The following is a 17,182-nucleotide window of genomic DNA, read 5'->3' as shown; positions in this document are numbered from 1 at the left end:
AAATCTTCCCTTTCCCGTCTAGCATGGAATTCATTTTAACACGTAATTATACCATTTGAATGCCTACTACAATGAAAATAAACAGAACATAAACTGTTTTGATAAAAGTTTATTAAAAGGTAATCTACCGTTTCGGCTTACGTTAAATCCAGCATGTATATTCTAGATAAAGCTTTTAAAAATATTTACTAATGGAGGAACAACAATGATTGCTATTTGGAAAAAAGAATTTATTCAATCATTTCGCAGTGTCTTTTCACTCATTACGATTGCCATTTTTATTGCCGTTTCCTATTACCTATCTGATTTCGTCTCAAAAAGCAGTATCATTACTGGCATTGAATTTGCAGAGGCTGGATACGTAAGTGGGTTGGTATTCCTAATTTATATTATGGGCTTTTTATTTATCTTTTCTTTATTTCACGACACAATTAATCGGGAAACGGAAAGCAGGACAATTCGATTCCTCGTTACAAAAACATCTCGACCAGCTATTATTTTAGGAAAGTTATTAGGAATCTTTTCATACTGGTTTGTTTGTTTACTAGCATCTTTTAGTATCATCGCATTCTTTTCCCATCAGTTCTATATCAAAACGTTCGGTAGCTTATTTGTTATGCTAACGTACATTGTGGCTCTGTGTGTGCTAATGTCATGTCTCATTCCTAAAAGATCGATGTCTATGTTTGCGGGATTGCTGATAAGTATTGCTATTCCTACTTTTGGTTTATGGAGCCTTTTGTCAGATAAATTATGGTTAAAAGTCATTAAATATATTACACCATATCATTATATGCTTGAAGGCGGGACTTGGGGATGGCTTGTCGTTCTGCTGTTTGCAGCTATCATGGTCGGAATTTCGATACTTAGTCTTCATAGGAGGGATTTATAATGGCCGTTATTGAAACAGTGGATTTAAAAAAATCCTATCATAAGCATTCAGTAGTACGTGGCATCAACCTACAAGTACAAGAAGGAGAAATCTTTGGCTTTCTAGGTAGAAATGGTGCAGGAAAAACAACTTTTATCAATATGCTTACAGGGATTGTACTTCCAACTAGTGGACAATTTCGCATATTAGGCGTATCAAATAATCAGCTAGATCGGGTCAAGCACAAAGTAGGTGTGCTTCCAGACTACACAGAATTTTACGCTAACGATACAGCGCTTGAACATCTTCAATTTTTTGCAAAGATACAAAAGCACACTGTTACAAAGCAACAATGCATGGATTTATTAGAGCAGGTTGGTTTAAAGGACGCTATACATGTTAAAACAAAAAAATTCTCTTTTGGGATGAAGAAAAAGCTAGGAGTAGCGCAAGCTGTCATCGGAAATCCAGAACTTATTTTTCTGGATGAGCCCACTTCTGGAATGGACCCAGAGTCTGCCCTAGAGATGCAAAAATTTATTCGTACATTAGCCAGTCAAAATAAGACTATTTTTATGACATCTCATAATCTAAATGAAGTGGAAAAACTATGCAGCCGTATTGCGATTATGAAAAAAGGCATCATTTCAGGACTAGGAACTATAGAACAATTGCAAAAGCAATTTCAAACAAATATCGAAACAACTATCAAGTTATTCCCTAAAAATGAAGCCTCGTATCGTCAAGCACGCGACGAAATCGAAAATTGGACTTCAGTTAAATACTGGGATAACCATCAACTGACTACCGAAATACGAGATGAATCGGATATTGCTAGAATCGTACACTCTTTATGTAATGTTGATACGGACATCTTTGCTATTCAAACGAATCGTCCTTCTTTAGAAGATATATTTATGAATGATTGAGGAAAATAGAGTAAGTTTTCAATATAGAACTAGTAACAGGTAACAAAAGCCAGGTGCTACTCCTTTTATAGGAGCACCTGGCTTTTGCAAAGTTAATTAGAGAAATCACAGACGACCTTAAAGCTTGAGATGAGTTCCTAGTTGATTTTTTAACGCTTTTTCATAAAAATAGTTTGCCACTACAATGTCTACAACTGCTAAACCAACAGACTTAAATAGTGTAATTTCATCAGCGTTCTCTCTTCCCTTTAATTCGCCAGCTACAATTTGTCCAAGTTCTCCATGAACACTAGTTGCATCAAAAACACCTTCATTTATAGGAATTATGAGGTCACCAGTTTCTTCGATAGCTGCTTCCCTTGATTCAACAACTACCTTGTTTGCGGAAGAAACAGCATGGGACGGTAATTCTTGCATTGTAGGTCTGAATGAACCTACTGCGTTAATGTGAACACCAGGCTTTAATGCATCAGAAAACACAGGTGTAGAAGCGTTCGTTGTAGTGACGATAATATCAGCATCATGTATAGCTTCATTTGCATCGCAATAAACATGTACTTGTTTATTAAATTTAAGTCTAATATAATCAGCAAATTCATGCGCTTTCTGTTCCGTTCTGTTAAACAGTAAAATTTCTTCAATATCTCGAACTGCCAAAATGGCTTCAACAAGTCCTTTTGCTTGTTCACCAGTACCAATAATACATAATTTTTTGGAATCTTCACGAGCTAAATAGTTAGTGGCAACACCCGATAATGCACCGGTTCTTATCATTGTTAAAAAAGAGCCTTCTAATAGTGCAAGTGGTTCCCCTGTTTTAAAGTCTGAAAGCATAACTACACCGTTTATTGTTTTTTTACCTAACTTTTGATTATTAGGTGATACCATTACCACCTTTACCCCAACACAACTAAGTTCTTCAGCAACGGAAGGCATAGTTAGTGCTGTACTTTGGCCATTATCAAAAGGAAGAGCTGATCGGATAGGTGTTAGCGTTCTTTTTGCTGAAAATTCTTTTAAAGCAACAGCTGCTAATTCAATAATTTCCTTCATAACAACTAAATTTCTTTGTTCTTCAGCATTAATAACTAGCATCATTTATCACCCTTTCTGTCAATTTGTCTTGTTCCATCAGATCTACTTAAATAAAAAACCATTAGCAAGTGAGTCTCTTGGATCAACTACAAATTGATGGAATCCGGTGATAAACGCATTCCCTGTTACTTTGGGAATAATCGATTCATATTCTCCCACTGTTGTGAAGGAAAGTACTTCACCCACAAAGTGTCCGTTTGTTATGCTTTCGTGAATAAATTTCTCACCTTGTTTGAGTTTGCCACGGGAGTATAGCGTAGCAACTCTTGCAGCAGTTCCTGAACCACAAGGAGAACGATCAACTTGTTTATTTGCAAAAACGGTTACATTTCGTAAATCTGCTCTACTATCATTAGGCTGATCTGAGAAAATGGTGCCGTAAATACCTGAAATATCTTCAGTCGGATGTCTCACATCAATTTTACTTTCAATGTAGTGTTTTATTTTGTCCCCTATTTCTTGCAAATCATGCAGATCCTTTGAATTTACGTTTAAGCCAAAATGGTGAGAGTCGACAACGGCGTAGAAAGCACCACCGTATGAAATATCAACGTTGAATTCATAATCGTCCATCTCGATTGGAAAATCCTTTCGATAAACAAAAGAAGGTACATTCTCAAAAGATACGGATTCTACTTCAAGCCCATTGCACTTTGCATAGGCAGTCACTGGTCCACATGGACAATCAATTATTAATTTTTGATTTTCTTCGTTCACTTCTATGAGGCCAGTTTCAATCGCCATTGTGACTACTGCAATAACACCATGGCCACACATTGTACTCCAACCTTCATTGTGCATGAATAAAACTCCTAAGTCAGCTCCTGGCGTTGCTGGTGGCGTGATGATACAACCGTACATATCATAATGTCCACGAGGTTCATACATGAGTACTTCTCGTACATGATCTAAGTGTTCCATACAGTAAGCTCGTCTTTCTAATTGAGTTTTACCTTTAATCTCTGGTAACCCACCTGTAATTACACGTAATGGCTCCCCTGACACATGTAAATCAATCGTAGTAAACATCTTTTTAAAATTCATGAATTTACCTCCATTTACAACAAAATTTTTAATATGGATATGAGTTGTTACCAAACCTCATAATTTTAACTACACTTTTATTTTTATTTAAAAATTTAAATGGTACTTAAATTTATTATACATAACCTATTTGATTATTCAATATTTTCTAAATATAACTATTTCTTTCGTAATTTTAATGCTTTAATATAAACTCTTTCTCAATTTAAGGTTAAATTAAGTTCGAATTAAGGTTTAAATAAAATCCATGTAATGTTAAAAAGATATCCTATCTTCTGTAGACAAATGAGTTCACGAGGGAGAAGATCTTATTTTGAAAAAAATTGTACAAGCAAAAAATGTCCAGAAAGATTTTGGTTCTAAAGGTAATCTATTTAGAGCTCTACAAGATATAAACATAGAAATTAATGAAGGTGAATTTGTAGGGATCATGGGGCCGTCTGGTGCAGGAAAATCAACATTATTAAATATTTTCTCAACTATTGATAAGCCAACATCAGGAGATATCGTTATTGATGGTAAAGAAATTATGATGATGGACGATGAACAACTATCGGACTTCCGTCGCGACAGATTAGGTTTTATATTCCAAGATTATAATTTATTAGATACATTAACGGTGAATGAAAACATTTTACTTCCCCTTGCACTCGCAAAAGTGCCAGAAAAAGAGATAGAAAAACGTGTCGAGAAGATTGCAGATTCATTCGGCATTCGTGAAATTCTAAATAAATATCCATATCATATCTCCGGTGGACAAAAGCAACGAGTTGCTGCATCCCGTGCGATTGTAGCGAATCCAAGCTTGATTCTAGCGGATGAGCCAACAGGAGCCTTGGATTCAAAATCCGCAACTAATTTACTAGAAAGCCTCAGTAATTTAAATAAAAAAAATAGTGCAACCATCTTGATGGTTACACATGATGCATACGCAGCTAGTTTTTGCAAACGTGTGCTATTTATTAATGATGGAAAACTTTACATGGAACTGCATAAAGCAGAAAAGACACGTAAAGCGTTTTTTCAAGATGTGTTAGATGCGCTCTCTTCACTCGGAGGTGGTCATCATGACGTTATTTAGTATAGCTCGTAAAAATATGAAAAATAATTTCAATAACTACTTTCTATATTTCGCATCGATGATTTTTAGTATCGTGATATATTTTACATTCGTTTCATTAAAATATGATAAAACAATCTTAGCTTCTTCCGATAGCTCACCAAAAATCAGTGCTGCGTTTAGTGCTGCGTCTGTAGTATTAATGATTTTCGTAGCTATTTTTATTTGGTATTCGAATTCCTTTTTCACACGAAAACGAAAAAAAGAAGTTGCGCTTTATTCGTTATTAGGTGTTCGTAAGAAACAAATTGGCAAAATGCTGTTTTACGAAAACTTTCTATTAGGAGTTATTGCACTTGCTATCGGGATAGCGCTAGGATCCATACTATCGAAGTATTTTGTATTACTTTTAATGAAGGTAATGGGACATGAATCATTGGCGCACTTTTCAATTTCATTTTCAGCGATTGTCAATACAATCATCGTATTTATGATTATTACCTTACTCACATCATTTCAAGGATATCGAGTTATTTACCGTTTTAAACTAATTGATTTATTCCAAGCAGAAAAACAAGGGGAGTCAGAGCCTAAAGCATCATTATTCTTAGCATTATTGTCCATTGTCCTTATTGGAGTTGGATATTGGATTGCTTTGCAAAATTTAGTTACATCAAACGTTTGGAAAACACTTGGGATGGCAATTACCCCTCTGATTATTTTAGCTACGGTCATACTAGGTACATATCTTTTATTCAGTACAGTAACCGTTTATATGTTGAAATTAGCTAAGAAAAATAAAAAAAGTTACTGGAATGGCATTAACATTATTGGGGTATCACAATTACTATACCGTATTAAAGGTAATGCTCGAACTTTAACAATTATCGCCATATTAAGTGCTACAACATTATCTGCCGTTGGAACATCATACAGCTCTTATTACAACAACAAACATAATGTAGAGATGACCAATCCAAACAGTATCATGTTTACTGTAACTGATAACAACATTTCAAAAAAGGTACAGGATACCATTTCAAAGGATAAAAATCATCAGATCTTATATCATGAAACGATTCCAACAATTGAAGTAAATGTAGATACTAAAAACCTATATGATTATGGTGATATGCCCTACACGTTTATTTCTGTCAGTGATTTTAATATATTAGCAAAAGAGCAGCATCGAAAAGATTCTCTTTCATTAAAAGGAAATCAGGCTGCTATCTTAGACGCGGCATACATGGAAGGCTTTTCACCCAAATATATAGGTACAGAGGTTTCATTTAATCTCAAAGAGCATGAGCAAAAAATTTCATTTATTGATTTAAAGAAATACAGTGTATTAAACGCCAAAACGGTTTTTAATACGATTGTAATCAGTGACGAGTTATTTACTGAATTAGTAAAAGTAACTAACCCATTGGATATGGAGGTTTATAAAATCAAAAATGAAGATGATGCAGAGAATGTAACAAAAGAATTAAAATCCATCATACCCGATCAAGCTAAATTCTCAAACTTTTATACAGATTACACAAGTGGTTTAGAAACTACAGGTTTATTGATTTTCATGAGTGGCTTTCTAGGGCTAGTCTTCTTAGCAGCTACAGGTAGTATCATTTACTTTAAGCAGTTAACAGAAGCAACATCAGATAAAGGACGTTACGAAATTTTACTCAAAATTGGTGTAAAGAAAAAAGAAATTTACAAATCCATCGCCAAACAAGTATTATTTATTTTCGCTATACCATTACTTGCAGGAATCGCGCATAGTGCTATTGCTTTAACGGCTTTATCAAACTTATTGCAAACCAACTTAGTCGTTCCTGTCGTGATATGTATAAGTGTATATACAGCTATTTACATCTTTTATTACTTTTTAACTGTAAATACTTACTATAAAATAGTAGCAAAAACTAAGTGAAATACTTGAAAAGGAGAAAATAAAATGAAAAAAATAGTGTTTACATTTCTGTCACTCAGTATTGTACTTGTCGTGTTATTCTCATCTCATTTAACTAATGCTTCAGAAGTTTCTGCTGCCTCAAAAGTAAATGCAGCAGTAAAAAAGCCAAGTGTAGTACCAAAAATAAGGAATAGTCAATATAATCATGATTCTGATCTTAACTATCCTCAAGTTTTTGGTTTAACCAATAAAGCTGTTCAAGATAAAATTAATACTACTTTTAAAAATCATATTATTAAATCTGCTGAAAATAAAAAACAGTTGTTGCAAAATCAAAGTAAACAGAACCCTGAATGGAGTTATATAACTGCATTTGATGTTGAGTACAATAAAAATGATAAACTCAGTATCATTATTTATGATTATCAGTATACAGGTGGTGCTCATAGTGAGGGGTATGCACAAACATACAACTTCAGTTTAAAAACTGGTGAAATAATCCGATTAAATGATATCTTAAAAAATGACGAAAATTATACAAAAGTACAAAAATATGCGTATCATACAATGATGAAGGACGAGCGTTTTAATATTGCTAGTCTCAATGAGGTAGTTGTTAATAAAGAGACACCTCCACAATACGTTTATTCTGATAATGGAATAAAACTTGTATTTCAGTTGTATGAAGTAGCACCTTATTCAGAGGGCCATCCAAAAGTATATATCCCATCCTCTGTATACAAATAATTTACTGGTTAAAAAACAGCCTTGAACATTCTGAACTGCCCCGTAAATGTTAGACATCAATCTAACTTTTACGGGGCAGTTCATTCGAATTAAGTCTGTTAGAATGGGGTTATGCTTGATTATGAAATTCTCTTGGTATTGTAAGCGAAAAATGAGGCTTTTGTGGTCGGCGTATTTTATAATCAATTATAGTCTAACCTTAACCTCAGTACCGTCCTTAGCTTTGACATCTACTAGCACAAGGCCTTTATAATTTTGCAGTTCCTTCACGATAGGCTTTAGTGTTTCTTTGTCTATTTGTGGGAAGGTAAAGTCCAGTTTTTTTCTTTCGAAGTGCTCTTTTGTCCATTTATTTGCATTTTGCTGAATAAATTTTGACGACAAGATGGAGATAGCGATGTTTAAAATAGCATATGGAACTGGGATCGTAAACCGAACGTCTTTTGCTTTCACTTTTACATGCATCATAAGCCTATCACTAATCAATGATGACCGAAACGGTATCCCCGTTTGCTGATTTAATATCAACAATTTGGCCATCTAATTCATTTTCGATTGCTTCAATAAGAAGAGTTATATCTAAATCTTTCACGTATTTTTCCGATTGAGGAATACTCGCTGCGATGCTGTGACCGGCCATTAATACTGCCTTGACAAGTTTTATAGGCAAATTAACTGTTACGTTATCATTTTCAGTTGATACAACACGGATTTTTAATGTCTTATCTAAATATTTAGTTGGTTTTTCAAAAAGCTTATTACCTGATTCTGCTTTCTCTTGTAGTACTTGAATGAGTTCTGATCCCTTATCTGCATCTATCTTTCCTTCTTGAATCATTGTTAACACTTTTGTAATTTCCTCTTTCATAATCCATTCCTCCTTATTCTTCTTTTAAAAGTTTAATGGCCTCTTCTGTTGTGATTTCGCCATTTTCCAACATGGTAACAATTTTTTTCTCATCTATTTCATTTTTCTTTTTCTGTACATATCCAAGGGATGAAATAATGTCGGTTAGCTTGCCTCGAACTGTTGGATAGGAAATCCCTAGTTCCTTTTCAACCTCTTTAATATTCCCTCGGCATGTTAAAAATACTTCCACAAAATGCAGCTGATCCTTGGATAAGGATGCTAGCTTAGATAATTCAAACTCGTTTTCAATTGTAGTGTGACAATGAGTACACTGTAACTTGGTAATTTTCAATGTTTTACTGCAGACAGGACAATTTGTGATTACTTGATAAGCCATAGTGAACTCCTTCCTATAAGTTAAATTGATTATATAATAAAGAATTTAAAAAATAAATAACAAAATTTATTTTTTTTAATTAAAATAATTAATTATTTTAATTCATTGTTTAATATTATTGATTATCTGTTGTGGTTTTGGCATTATGCTTGTTTTAGGTTTTAAAATAGACTAAATAGAAAAACGCCATTTTGAAAAATGCAAAATGACGTTTCTTTCTTATTTAGTAAGTGCACTTTCATGTAGTGCTCTTCAGCATATTAAGTAATTCTTCTGGTACTAATCTTAATTGTCCATTTGAAAATTCTTCAATGGACTTCCAAAGCAATTTAAAGGATGCGCCATTATCTTCTTGTCCAAAAAAAGAAGGTTGATTATAAAAAGACTTTTCAACAAATTCAGCATCATATACAAAAACCACCTCGTGTCCAAGGTCACCGTTGTATGTAAAGGTGTTTTCAAATGTACCTAGATGGTGCACATTACTAATTTTTGCCCCGATTTCTTCTAAAACTTCTCTCTTTAATGCTTGCACACTTGTCTCCCCATATTCAATTCCACCACCAATTGGTCGATAAAAATAATCTCCCTTTACTTCGTCAATGCCTTCAGCAACGAGTATCGAATCGCCTTTCCTAAAAACACAGATAGCTATTGCTCGAATTTGTCCTTTCCTCATCCTATACCTCCATTTTCTCTGCTTCAATTGATCACATGCGGTTTCGTATAACTTTTTCTATAGTATAACAAATGGTATGTAGTGATCCTGCTTTAGTGAAATAAAGAACCTAGGAGTTTTACACGTTTAACTTAGCATCATTCAAATCTGTTATTAGCTCTTTCTCTAGGATGTGATGGCAAGATAGCGTTGTATAGTTCCTGGGAAGCGGGATGTTGGTATGCGCCATCTTCCCCAATCTCCTCCACTAGCTGACCATGCTGCATCACAAGGATACGGTCTGACATAAAACGTGTTGCTTGTAAATCATGAGAAATGAAAATATATGCTAACTTCATTTCCTTTTGAAGTGTTTGGAGTAACTGTATAATATGTTTTTGCAAGATCATATCAAGACTACTTATGGCTTCATCTAATACAATTAATTTTGGATGTAAAGCAAGGGCTCTAGCAATGTTGACTCGTTGCTGCTGTCCTCCACTAAGCTGCGATGGATAGTTTTGAGTAAGTGCGCTCTCTAGTTCCACACAGTCTAATAATTCCCTTACTTTTTGTTGTCGCTCTGATTTATTAAAATGTTCGAAATTAAGGAACGGTTCTTCTAATATCTCAAAAATCGTCTGCTTCGGATTAAAGGAATGATAGCTATTTTGAAAAACAGCCTGCAAATCCCTACGCATCATTTTTTTGTGCTTGCTGGTTGCTGTGTAAAGATTAATACCTTGAAAAAGAACCTCACCGTTTGTTGGTCGCTCAATTCCTAAAATAATGCGGCCTAATGTACTTTTCCCTGAACCACTTTGACCAACGATTCCTAAACATTCACCCTCCTGAAGTGAAAATGTCACCTTCTGTAATACAGGAGCTTCCTGTCCTCGTTTGAATAGGAACGGTCTTTGACCATAATGCTTCTCAATGTTTTTCACTTCTAGTAGCACATTTTCACCTCTAAAACATAATTCTTGATTGTAAAAGTTTATTTGTATAGGGATGCTGGGGTGCATCAAAAAAATCATAGACATTTGCTTGCTCAATGATTTCTCCTCGGTACATAACGGCCACATCGTCAGCTAGTGCAGCAATAACACCTAAATCATGCGTCACAAGAAGGATAGCAGCCTCCGTTTCTGAACGAATACGGTCAAATAATGTTAATACTTGTTTTTGATTGACTGTATCTAGAGCTGTCGTTGGTTCATCTGCAATGTATAGAGAGGCTTGTATCGCCAATGATAAAGCAATCATCACTCGCTGTAGCATTCCCCCACTTAATTGGAAAGGATAATAGTGCAAAAGCTGTTCAGGATTGGGTAAATGAACTTTATTCATGGCATCAAGGGCAATCTGTCTCATTTCTTTTTTCGTCAACTTAAAATGTGCTTTTAATGTTTCGCGAAAATGACTTTCAATCGTTTGAATACGATCAAAAGCAGTGGATGGGTTTTGCACAATCATCGAAAGATGCCGACCACGATAATTTCTCAAATTAGTTGCTGATACGTTCAATAAATTATCTTGCTGGTAGAGAATTTCACCCTGTGTAACCTGTGCTATAGACGGTAATGTTTGCATGATGGCTTGGCAAAGCATGGTTTTACCACTACCACTTTCCCCTATAATTCCTAAGACTCTTCCCTTATAGGCTGTCAGATTAATAGAGGTTAATACATTTTTCTCCCCAATTTTTACTGTTAAATCTTTTATATCTAAAACTGTCTCCATAGCTGCCCCTTTACTAGTCAAGCTTCTTTAAATTATTTGCCAAATGATTAAATAATAGCACAACAAGGACGATGGCAAGCCCAGGATAAAGCATTAATTCAGGATGTTGACGAATGTATTGTTTTCCTTCATTCACCATCATGCCCCATTCAGGGATGGGGGCCTGCACGCCAAGTCCAATAAAGGAAAAGCCTGCAATTTCTAAAATAACCTTTCCAACATCTAATGCAACAATTGTGACGATAGGTGGCAATAAATTAGGGATATAATGGCGAATGACTAATTTGATTCCTGAAGTGCCCGTGATTCTTGCTGCTTGAATAAACTCTTTTTTATTTATCCCAATAAATAAACTTCTGATCATCCTTGAATAATAAATTAGCTGCGTAAAAATAAGTGCTAATAACACATTTTTTAAGCTAGGGCCTAATAAACCTAAAAGCCCAAATGCAAGTACAAGTGTCGGAAAAGCTAATAAAATATCACATATTCGAATAAATAGGAAATCGATTATACCCCTTTTCAGCGCAACAAAAGCACCTAGTAAAAGAGCTAAAACAATGGCAACTAGTTGAATGACGAGTGCTGATCCGAATGAATAGCGAATACCTAAAAGCAATCGTGATAAAACGCATCTTCCTAAATGATCTGTGCCTAATGGATAGTCCCATGAAGGAGCTAAAAACTTCTTCGCAATATCGACTGCTAAAGGGTCATGTGGCATTACTATTGGTGCAAACAGACCCAACAAGCCAATGATCAAAAGGAGCGGTAGACTAAATAATCCCTTACTATGAACTCTGTCTTTTCGTACTAGGTTCATTTCAATCTCTCCTGTCCTTCATCATTAGATGAGGATCCAATAGACGGTGTAATAGATCCGTGCATAAGTTGGCAATTACATAGATGACAGCAATAATCAATACATAGCATTGTACAACTGGGTAATCCCTGTTCGTAATGGATTCTATTAAATACCTACCAAGCCCTGGCCAACTAAAAACCTGCTCCACAATGACGGCACCGCCCAATAAATTTCCAAGTGTCATACCTAACAAAGAAGTTAACGGTATAGCAGCATTCCGTAACACATGACGAATAAGGATCACAGAATGTTTTAATCCTCTTAACTGTGCATATTGAACATAATGCTGTTGTAATTCTTCAATGATGGTTGAACGGATAAACTGAACGAACAGACCAATTGTTGGTAAAGCTAGGGCTAGTGCAGGTAAAACGACATGAGCTAGTGTGCCCTTCCCATTGGTAGGAAATATACCTAGTTTTAAGCTAAATAGATAGAGTAGTAGAAAACCTAACCAAAATGTGGGAATCGATACGCTCAAGATAGTCAATAATCTAATTACTTTATCGACAATGGAATGCCTATACAATGCACCTAAAATCCCTAATGGTATGCTTAGCCCTAAAATGAGTATAAATGCAGCAACTGCTAATTCAATGGTTGCAGGTAATTTAGCGAAAAGCTCATGCGCCACTGGTAATTTACTAACAAAAGATGTTCCAAAGTCTAGCTGTAAAACCCCTTTTACCCATAGTAGATATTGAATAAATAAAGGCTTGTCTGTCCCAAGTTCTTCACGTAATGCCTGAATAGCTTCGGCAGTTGGCGCAACTCTTGCTAAGCGAAGAATGACCTCAGCAGGCTCTACTGGAACGAAACGAATAAAGACAAATGTCAGGATGGATACGCCTAGTAATACAAACGGCAATGTGAAAATTCTTTTTAAACTAAACATCCATGTTGATTCATACATGCTGTCACTTCCTACTCAATCCTATGATAAAGAGAGAGATGTCTTACTAGACATACTCTCTCTTCTACTCTTATTTTTCTTTTTCTTTTTCCATTTGTGCATAGGGAATATCATACTCAGATGCACGTGGCGCAAAGTCCTTCATATATGGTTGATAAATCACATTATTTGTTTCGTAAGATATAGGATAGAATAGTGCTTCATCATGGAACATTGTTAAAATATCCGTGTAAAGTTGCACTCGTTCCTCTTCATCTGTACCCACTAGTAATTGATGAATTTTCGTATCGATTTCTTTAGCATTTGGTAAACCTAATTTTGCTTCATAAACACCACTAGCGTTTGGTGTAGCTGATTCATTGGCAAAGCTATGTGGATCTGTTGGTGGTCCATTTGTTCGCCAGAAATTAATATCAACCTGATCATCCATTAATTTTTGAAGACCTACCATCACATCTGCGCCTTCTAAATTCAACTGTACCCCAATTTTTGCTAGTTCACCTTGCATTAATTCCGCCATTGGTTTTTGAATCGCGTCTGTTGCAATGTAGATTAAATCTAATGTTAATGGTTGACCGTTTTTCGAACGAATTTTTTCACCCTTCGGTAGCGTCCATCCTGCTTCATCTAGCAATTGTTGCGCTTTTTCTGGATTATATAAAATCGGCGCTAAATCAATATTGGCATAAGGAATCGCATCCCAAAATAGTGTGTTAGCCACTTTTTCTGTACCATGCGTAATACTGTTAACCATTTGTTCCTTATTTATTGCATATTGAATGGCTTGACGTACCTTTAATTCAGCTAACGGACCTGACTGTGTATTAAATAACAGTGCTTTCGTAGACAAAGGTTCAGATGTAGCGGTTTTATACTTGCTACTATCTTTTAAATACGTATAGTTGTCTAAACTAATGATGCCACGTCCATAAATTAAATCTAATTCTTCGTTTTCAAATGCCAACGAAATAGATTCTGAATCAGGGATAATTTTTACTTTTATTTGATCTACGAGAGGTTTTTCCCCCCAATAATTTTCGTTTCGACTAAATAAAGCATATTCATCCTTTTTATACTCTTTTAATACCCACGGGCCGGTCCCAATAGGCTCTTTAATCGAATCTTGTGTCATGTCCCCTTCTGGGAATCCATTGTCTCCTAAAAAGCGGAAGGGTCTTACAAAGGCAAGTTCGTTTAAGACAGGATAATAGGGTTCATCCAATTGCAAACGAATTGTAAAATCATCCTCTTTTACAACCTCTTTAATATGGTTGACCATACCCATCCAAGAATGCATATCACTATTCGCTAATACTGCATCAAAGTTACGTATCACATTGTCTGCATTAAACGTTGTTCCGTCTGAATACTTTACATCTTTTCTTAAATGAAAAGTGTAAGAAGTTTTATCCTCTGAGATATCCCAGCTTTCTGCTAGTTTTGGTGTAACAGTTCCATCGTCGTTATACTCAACCAATGATTCATAGACCATTGCTTGAGCTGTCATCTGATTCGGTAAATATGTATGGGGATTCAATGGACCAACATCTAATGGCCAGCCAATCGTTATCATTTTTTCATCTGTTTGTTGTGTTGTTTTCTCTCCCTTTTCTTGATCTGTGCTTGTGCAGCCAGCAAGTAAACTGAAAGTCAGTACAAGCATGAAAGGCAGTAAATACTTTGTCAATCTCATTTCCTGTCTCCTATCTCTATTCGTGGTACAAAAACAATCTACTAGTAGATAGCAAAAATGCATAAAAAAAACCTTATTCTCAAAAAGAATAAGGACTGAAAAACTTACAATGAGCAAGTCTCCATCCATCTCCCTATCTTTCGTAGATCATTAATGAATCTTCTTACAAGCAGGCATTCTGGCTCATGAATCATGATTTTGCTTCACCTTCCCAAGTAATCACTCAGTGGTATTGGAAACAAAACTCCTCATTTACAGCTGCGGGACAGCATGGGATTTACACCCATTTTCCTTTTAATTGAATGAAAGTACTTTCACTCAAACTTGTAATGAATAATATAAAATTAGTAATAAACATAACATGCTCAAATGTTCACGTCAATTTTATCTTGATTCATTGTTCTTTGAATATAATAAAAGTTTCGAAAAAATGACAACATAAAAAGACCAGGTAACTTACCTTGCATTGAATTGTATTCAGTAAAAAAATCTGTTACTATAAAAATACAATTATGAGAGGACTGATGAATGGACAATGATGAACTAAACTATATTTTTATTTGAAATGAATCACTTCAAAAGACAAAATATAGGGTTAGTCTATCCATTTTTAACAATCAGTTTATCGTTATTTGTCATGATTCCAATGGCAAATAGTTCTTACGTCGAATGACTAACCCTTCCAATGACAATTTGGGAGGTTTTTTATTTCTCTCATAGTTAAAACTTTCATCTACCCTCATAAAGGAGAGAGAAAAATGAGTGAATCAGATACTATTGTGACACATGTAATGCTCCGTATAAGTCGTTATTATCCATCAAACGTATACGGAGATATTTAATATAGATGGATGTACCGACTTTGTATGAAAAGTAAAACTGTTCTATACAAAGGAGGAATTATCATGTCAATGATACAAGTTCAAGACTTAACTTTTTCTTATCCAAGCAGCTTTGATACTATTTTTGAGGACGTCAACTTTCAAATCGATACAGATTGGAAACTTGGTTTTATCGGTAGAAACGGACGAGGTAAAACAACATTCTTTCAATTATTATTAGGGAATTATGAGTATAGTGGCAAAATCATTTCTTCTGTAGATTTTACTTATTTCCCCTATCCAGTTTCAGATAAAAACAAATATACCTACGAAATTTTTGCGGAAATTTGCCCCGAGGCAGAAGATTGGGCGTGTCTTCGTGAAATAGCTTATCTAGATGTTGATGCTGAGGTCATGTATCGATCGTTTAAAACATTGTCCAACGGTGAACAAACGAAGGTGTTACTTGCCGCACTTTTTTTGACGGAGGGACAATTCCTATTAATTGATGAACCAACGAATCATTTAGACACAGATGCAAGAAAGATCGTCTCTGAATATTTAAGGAAGAAAAAAGGATTTATTTTAATTTCACATGACAGGACCTTTTTAGATGGCTGTGTTGACCACATCTTATCTATAAATAGAGCAAATATTGAAGTTCAGAGTGGTAATTATTCTTCTTGGAAGTTAAATTTTGACCGACAGCAGGAACACGAAGAAGTAACAAATTTGCGCCTACAAAAAGATATTGACCGTTTGAAACAATCATCCAAACGATCAGTAGGTTGGTCTAATCAAGTGGAAGCTTCCAAAAATGGGACAACAAATTCGGGCTCTAAGTTAGACAAAGGTTTTGTTGGACATAAAGCGGCCAAGATGATGAAGCGAGCAAAGAACCTTGAATCAAGGCAACAAAAGGCAATTGAGGAAAAATCAAAACTGCTAAAAAATGTAGAAAAAACAGAGTCATTAAAATTAGAACCATTGCCATTCCAATCAAAAGCATTGATTGCTTTAGCTGATGTGTCTGTTAAGTATGATGACCAAATAGTGAATAAACCAATTAGCTTTAAAATTGAACAAGGAGATCGAATTGTACTGGATGGAAAGAATGGAAGTGGAAAAAGTAGTATTTTAAAACTCATTCTAGGAAGTCCACTACAGCATACAGGCTCAATGAATGTAGCTTCAGGTCTTATTATTTCCTATGTCCAACAAGATACTTCCCACTTAAAGGGACTGTTATCGGACTTTATTGAAGAGCATGAGATAGATGAAACGTTATTCAAATCCATTCTGCGGAAGATGGATTTTGATCGGATTCAATTTGAGAAAGACATCTCTCACTATTCTGGTGGGCAAAAGAAAAAACTGCTGATTGCCAAAAGTTTATGTGAACAAGCGCATATCTATATTTGGGATGAACCTTTAAATTTTATAGATATTTACTCGCGTATGCAGATTGAAGAGCTTATTCAAAGATTTAATCCCACAATGCTTTTTGTTGAGCATGATCTAGCATTTCAACAAACAATTGCAACAAAAACTATATCTATGTAGATAAGGTATAATGAATGCTCA

The 17,182-nt window shown here is 35.0% G+C and carries 17 protein-coding genes and 1 riboswitch; of the genes, 6 read left to right on the top strand and 11 right to left on the bottom strand.

Translation table 11 applies throughout. The features are described from left to right. The first annotated feature begins 205 nt into the window (after nt 1-205). Together GJU32_RS06805 and GJU32_RS06800 are read left to right on the top strand one after the other, a co-directional pair. Nucleotides 206-892 carry an ABC transporter permease gene (locus GJU32_RS06805; RefSeq protein WP_155591178.1) on the top strand — a complete coding sequence of 229 codons (687 nt, stop codon included), beginning with the start codon at nt 206-208 and terminating at the stop codon, nt 890-892. Next, entirely contained in the window at nt 892-1,800 is a 909-nt protein-coding gene (locus GJU32_RS06800) for an ABC transporter ATP-binding protein (protein ID WP_155591177.1), read from the top strand. Before GJU32_RS06805 ends, GJU32_RS06800 begins: the two co-directional genes overlap by 1 nt. 117 nt (nt 1,801-1,917) lie before the next feature. Here GJU32_RS06800 and GJU32_RS06795 read toward each other — a convergent pair whose 3' ends face one another. Together GJU32_RS06795 and GJU32_RS06790 are read right to left on the bottom strand one after the other, a co-directional pair. Then, a complete protein-coding gene (locus GJU32_RS06795) occupies nt 1,918-2,895 on the bottom strand; it encodes an ornithine cyclodeaminase family protein (protein ID WP_155591176.1) in 978 nt (325 codons plus the stop codon). Between the two features lie 42 nt (nt 2,896-2,937). Then, nucleotides 2,938-3,939, bottom strand: a complete 1,002-nt coding sequence (locus GJU32_RS06790; protein ID WP_155591175.1) for a proline racemase family protein — start codon at nt 3,937-3,939, stop codon at nt 2,938-2,940. Between the two features lie 313 nt (nt 3,940-4,252). On the opposite strand from GJU32_RS06790, the gene GJU32_RS06785 reads away from it, so the two are divergent. Genes GJU32_RS06785 through GJU32_RS06775 form a run of 3 tightly spaced genes read left to right on the top strand, consistent with a single transcriptional unit; the run spans nt 4,253 to nt 7,658 of the window. Beyond that, nucleotides 4,253-5,020: an ABC transporter ATP-binding protein gene (locus GJU32_RS06785; protein WP_155591174.1), complete on the top strand. Its 768-nt coding sequence runs from the start codon at nt 4,253-4,255 to the stop codon at nt 5,018-5,020. Next, nucleotides 5,007-6,929: an FtsX-like permease family protein gene (locus GJU32_RS06780; protein ID WP_155591173.1), complete on the top strand. Its 1,923-nt coding sequence runs from the start codon at nt 5,007-5,009 to the stop codon at nt 6,927-6,929. Before GJU32_RS06785 ends, GJU32_RS06780 begins: the two co-directional genes overlap by 14 nt. A 24-nt stretch (nt 6,930-6,953) precedes the next feature. Beyond that, nucleotides 6,954-7,658 (top strand): DUF3298 and DUF4163 domain-containing protein, encoded by a 705-nt coding sequence (locus GJU32_RS06775; RefSeq protein ID WP_155591172.1) that lies wholly within the window; start codon nt 6,954-6,956, stop codon nt 7,656-7,658. A gap of 186 nt (nt 7,659-7,844) precedes the next feature. Here GJU32_RS06775 and GJU32_RS06770 read toward each other — a convergent pair whose 3' ends face one another. The 9 genes from GJU32_RS06770 to nikA form a co-directional block, all read right to left on the bottom strand. After that, complete coding sequence (locus tag GJU32_RS06770) at nt 7,845-8,126, bottom strand: hypothetical protein (protein WP_155591171.1); 282 nt, start codon at nt 8,124-8,126, stop codon at nt 7,845-7,847. Between the two features lie 10 nt (nt 8,127-8,136). After that, nucleotides 8,137-8,526: an SHOCT-like domain-containing protein gene (locus tag GJU32_RS06765; protein ID WP_155591170.1), complete on the bottom strand. Its 390-nt coding sequence runs from the start codon at nt 8,524-8,526 to the stop codon at nt 8,137-8,139. A gap of 13 nt (nt 8,527-8,539) precedes the next feature. Further along, nucleotides 8,540-8,905: a DUF2089 domain-containing protein gene (locus GJU32_RS06760; protein ID WP_155591169.1), complete on the bottom strand. Its 366-nt coding sequence runs from the start codon at nt 8,903-8,905 to the stop codon at nt 8,540-8,542. A gap of 238 nt (nt 8,906-9,143) precedes the next feature. After that, entirely contained in the window at nt 9,144-9,584 is a 441-nt protein-coding gene (locus GJU32_RS06755) for an NUDIX hydrolase (protein WP_155591168.1), read from the bottom strand. A gap of 137 nt (nt 9,585-9,721) precedes the next feature. Beyond that, entirely contained in the window at nt 9,722-10,522 is an 801-nt protein-coding gene (locus GJU32_RS06750; protein WP_230874968.1) for an ABC transporter ATP-binding protein, read from the bottom strand. Nucleotides 10,523-10,532: 10 nt separating this feature from the next. Next, nucleotides 10,533-11,306 (bottom strand): ABC transporter ATP-binding protein, encoded by a 774-nt coding sequence (locus GJU32_RS06745; protein WP_155591167.1) that lies wholly within the window; start codon nt 11,304-11,306, stop codon nt 10,533-10,535. A 13-nt stretch (nt 11,307-11,319) separates the two neighbouring features. Continuing rightward, on the bottom strand, nt 11,320-12,129 hold the full coding sequence (locus GJU32_RS06740; RefSeq protein WP_230874967.1) for an ABC transporter permease subunit: 810 nt from the start codon (nt 12,127-12,129) through the stop codon (nt 11,320-11,322). A gap of 1 nt (nt 12,130) precedes the next feature. Beyond that, the gene (gene nikB, locus GJU32_RS06735) at nt 12,131-13,084 is read right to left on the bottom strand and encodes a nickel ABC transporter permease (protein WP_230874966.1); all 954 of its coding nucleotides are present in this window, start codon (nt 13,082-13,084) and stop codon (nt 12,131-12,133) included. A 70-nt stretch (nt 13,085-13,154) separates the two neighbouring features. Then, entirely contained in the window at nt 13,155-14,777 is a 1,623-nt protein-coding gene (gene nikA / locus GJU32_RS06730) for a nickel ABC transporter substrate-binding protein (RefSeq protein WP_230874965.1), read from the bottom strand. A gap of 151 nt (nt 14,778-14,928) precedes the next feature. Next, a riboswitch (cobalamin riboswitch) is annotated at nt 14,929-15,120 on the bottom strand. Between the two features lie 562 nt (nt 15,121-15,682). On the opposite strand from nikA, the gene GJU32_RS06725 reads away from it, so the two are divergent. After that, entirely contained in the window at nt 15,683-17,161 is a 1,479-nt protein-coding gene (locus GJU32_RS06725; RefSeq protein WP_155591166.1) for an Lsa family ABC-F type ribosomal protection protein, read from the top strand. Nucleotides 17,162-17,182 lie beyond the last annotated feature (21 nt).

The organism is Lysinibacillus cavernae (assembly GCF_009724685.1).
GTDB classification, from domain to species: domain Bacteria; phylum Bacillota; class Bacilli; order Bacillales_A; family Planococcaceae; genus Lysinibacillus; species Lysinibacillus cavernae.
The sequence above is the reverse complement of the archived record's forward strand: the minus strand, read 5'-3'. Positions and strand labels throughout refer to the sequence as shown.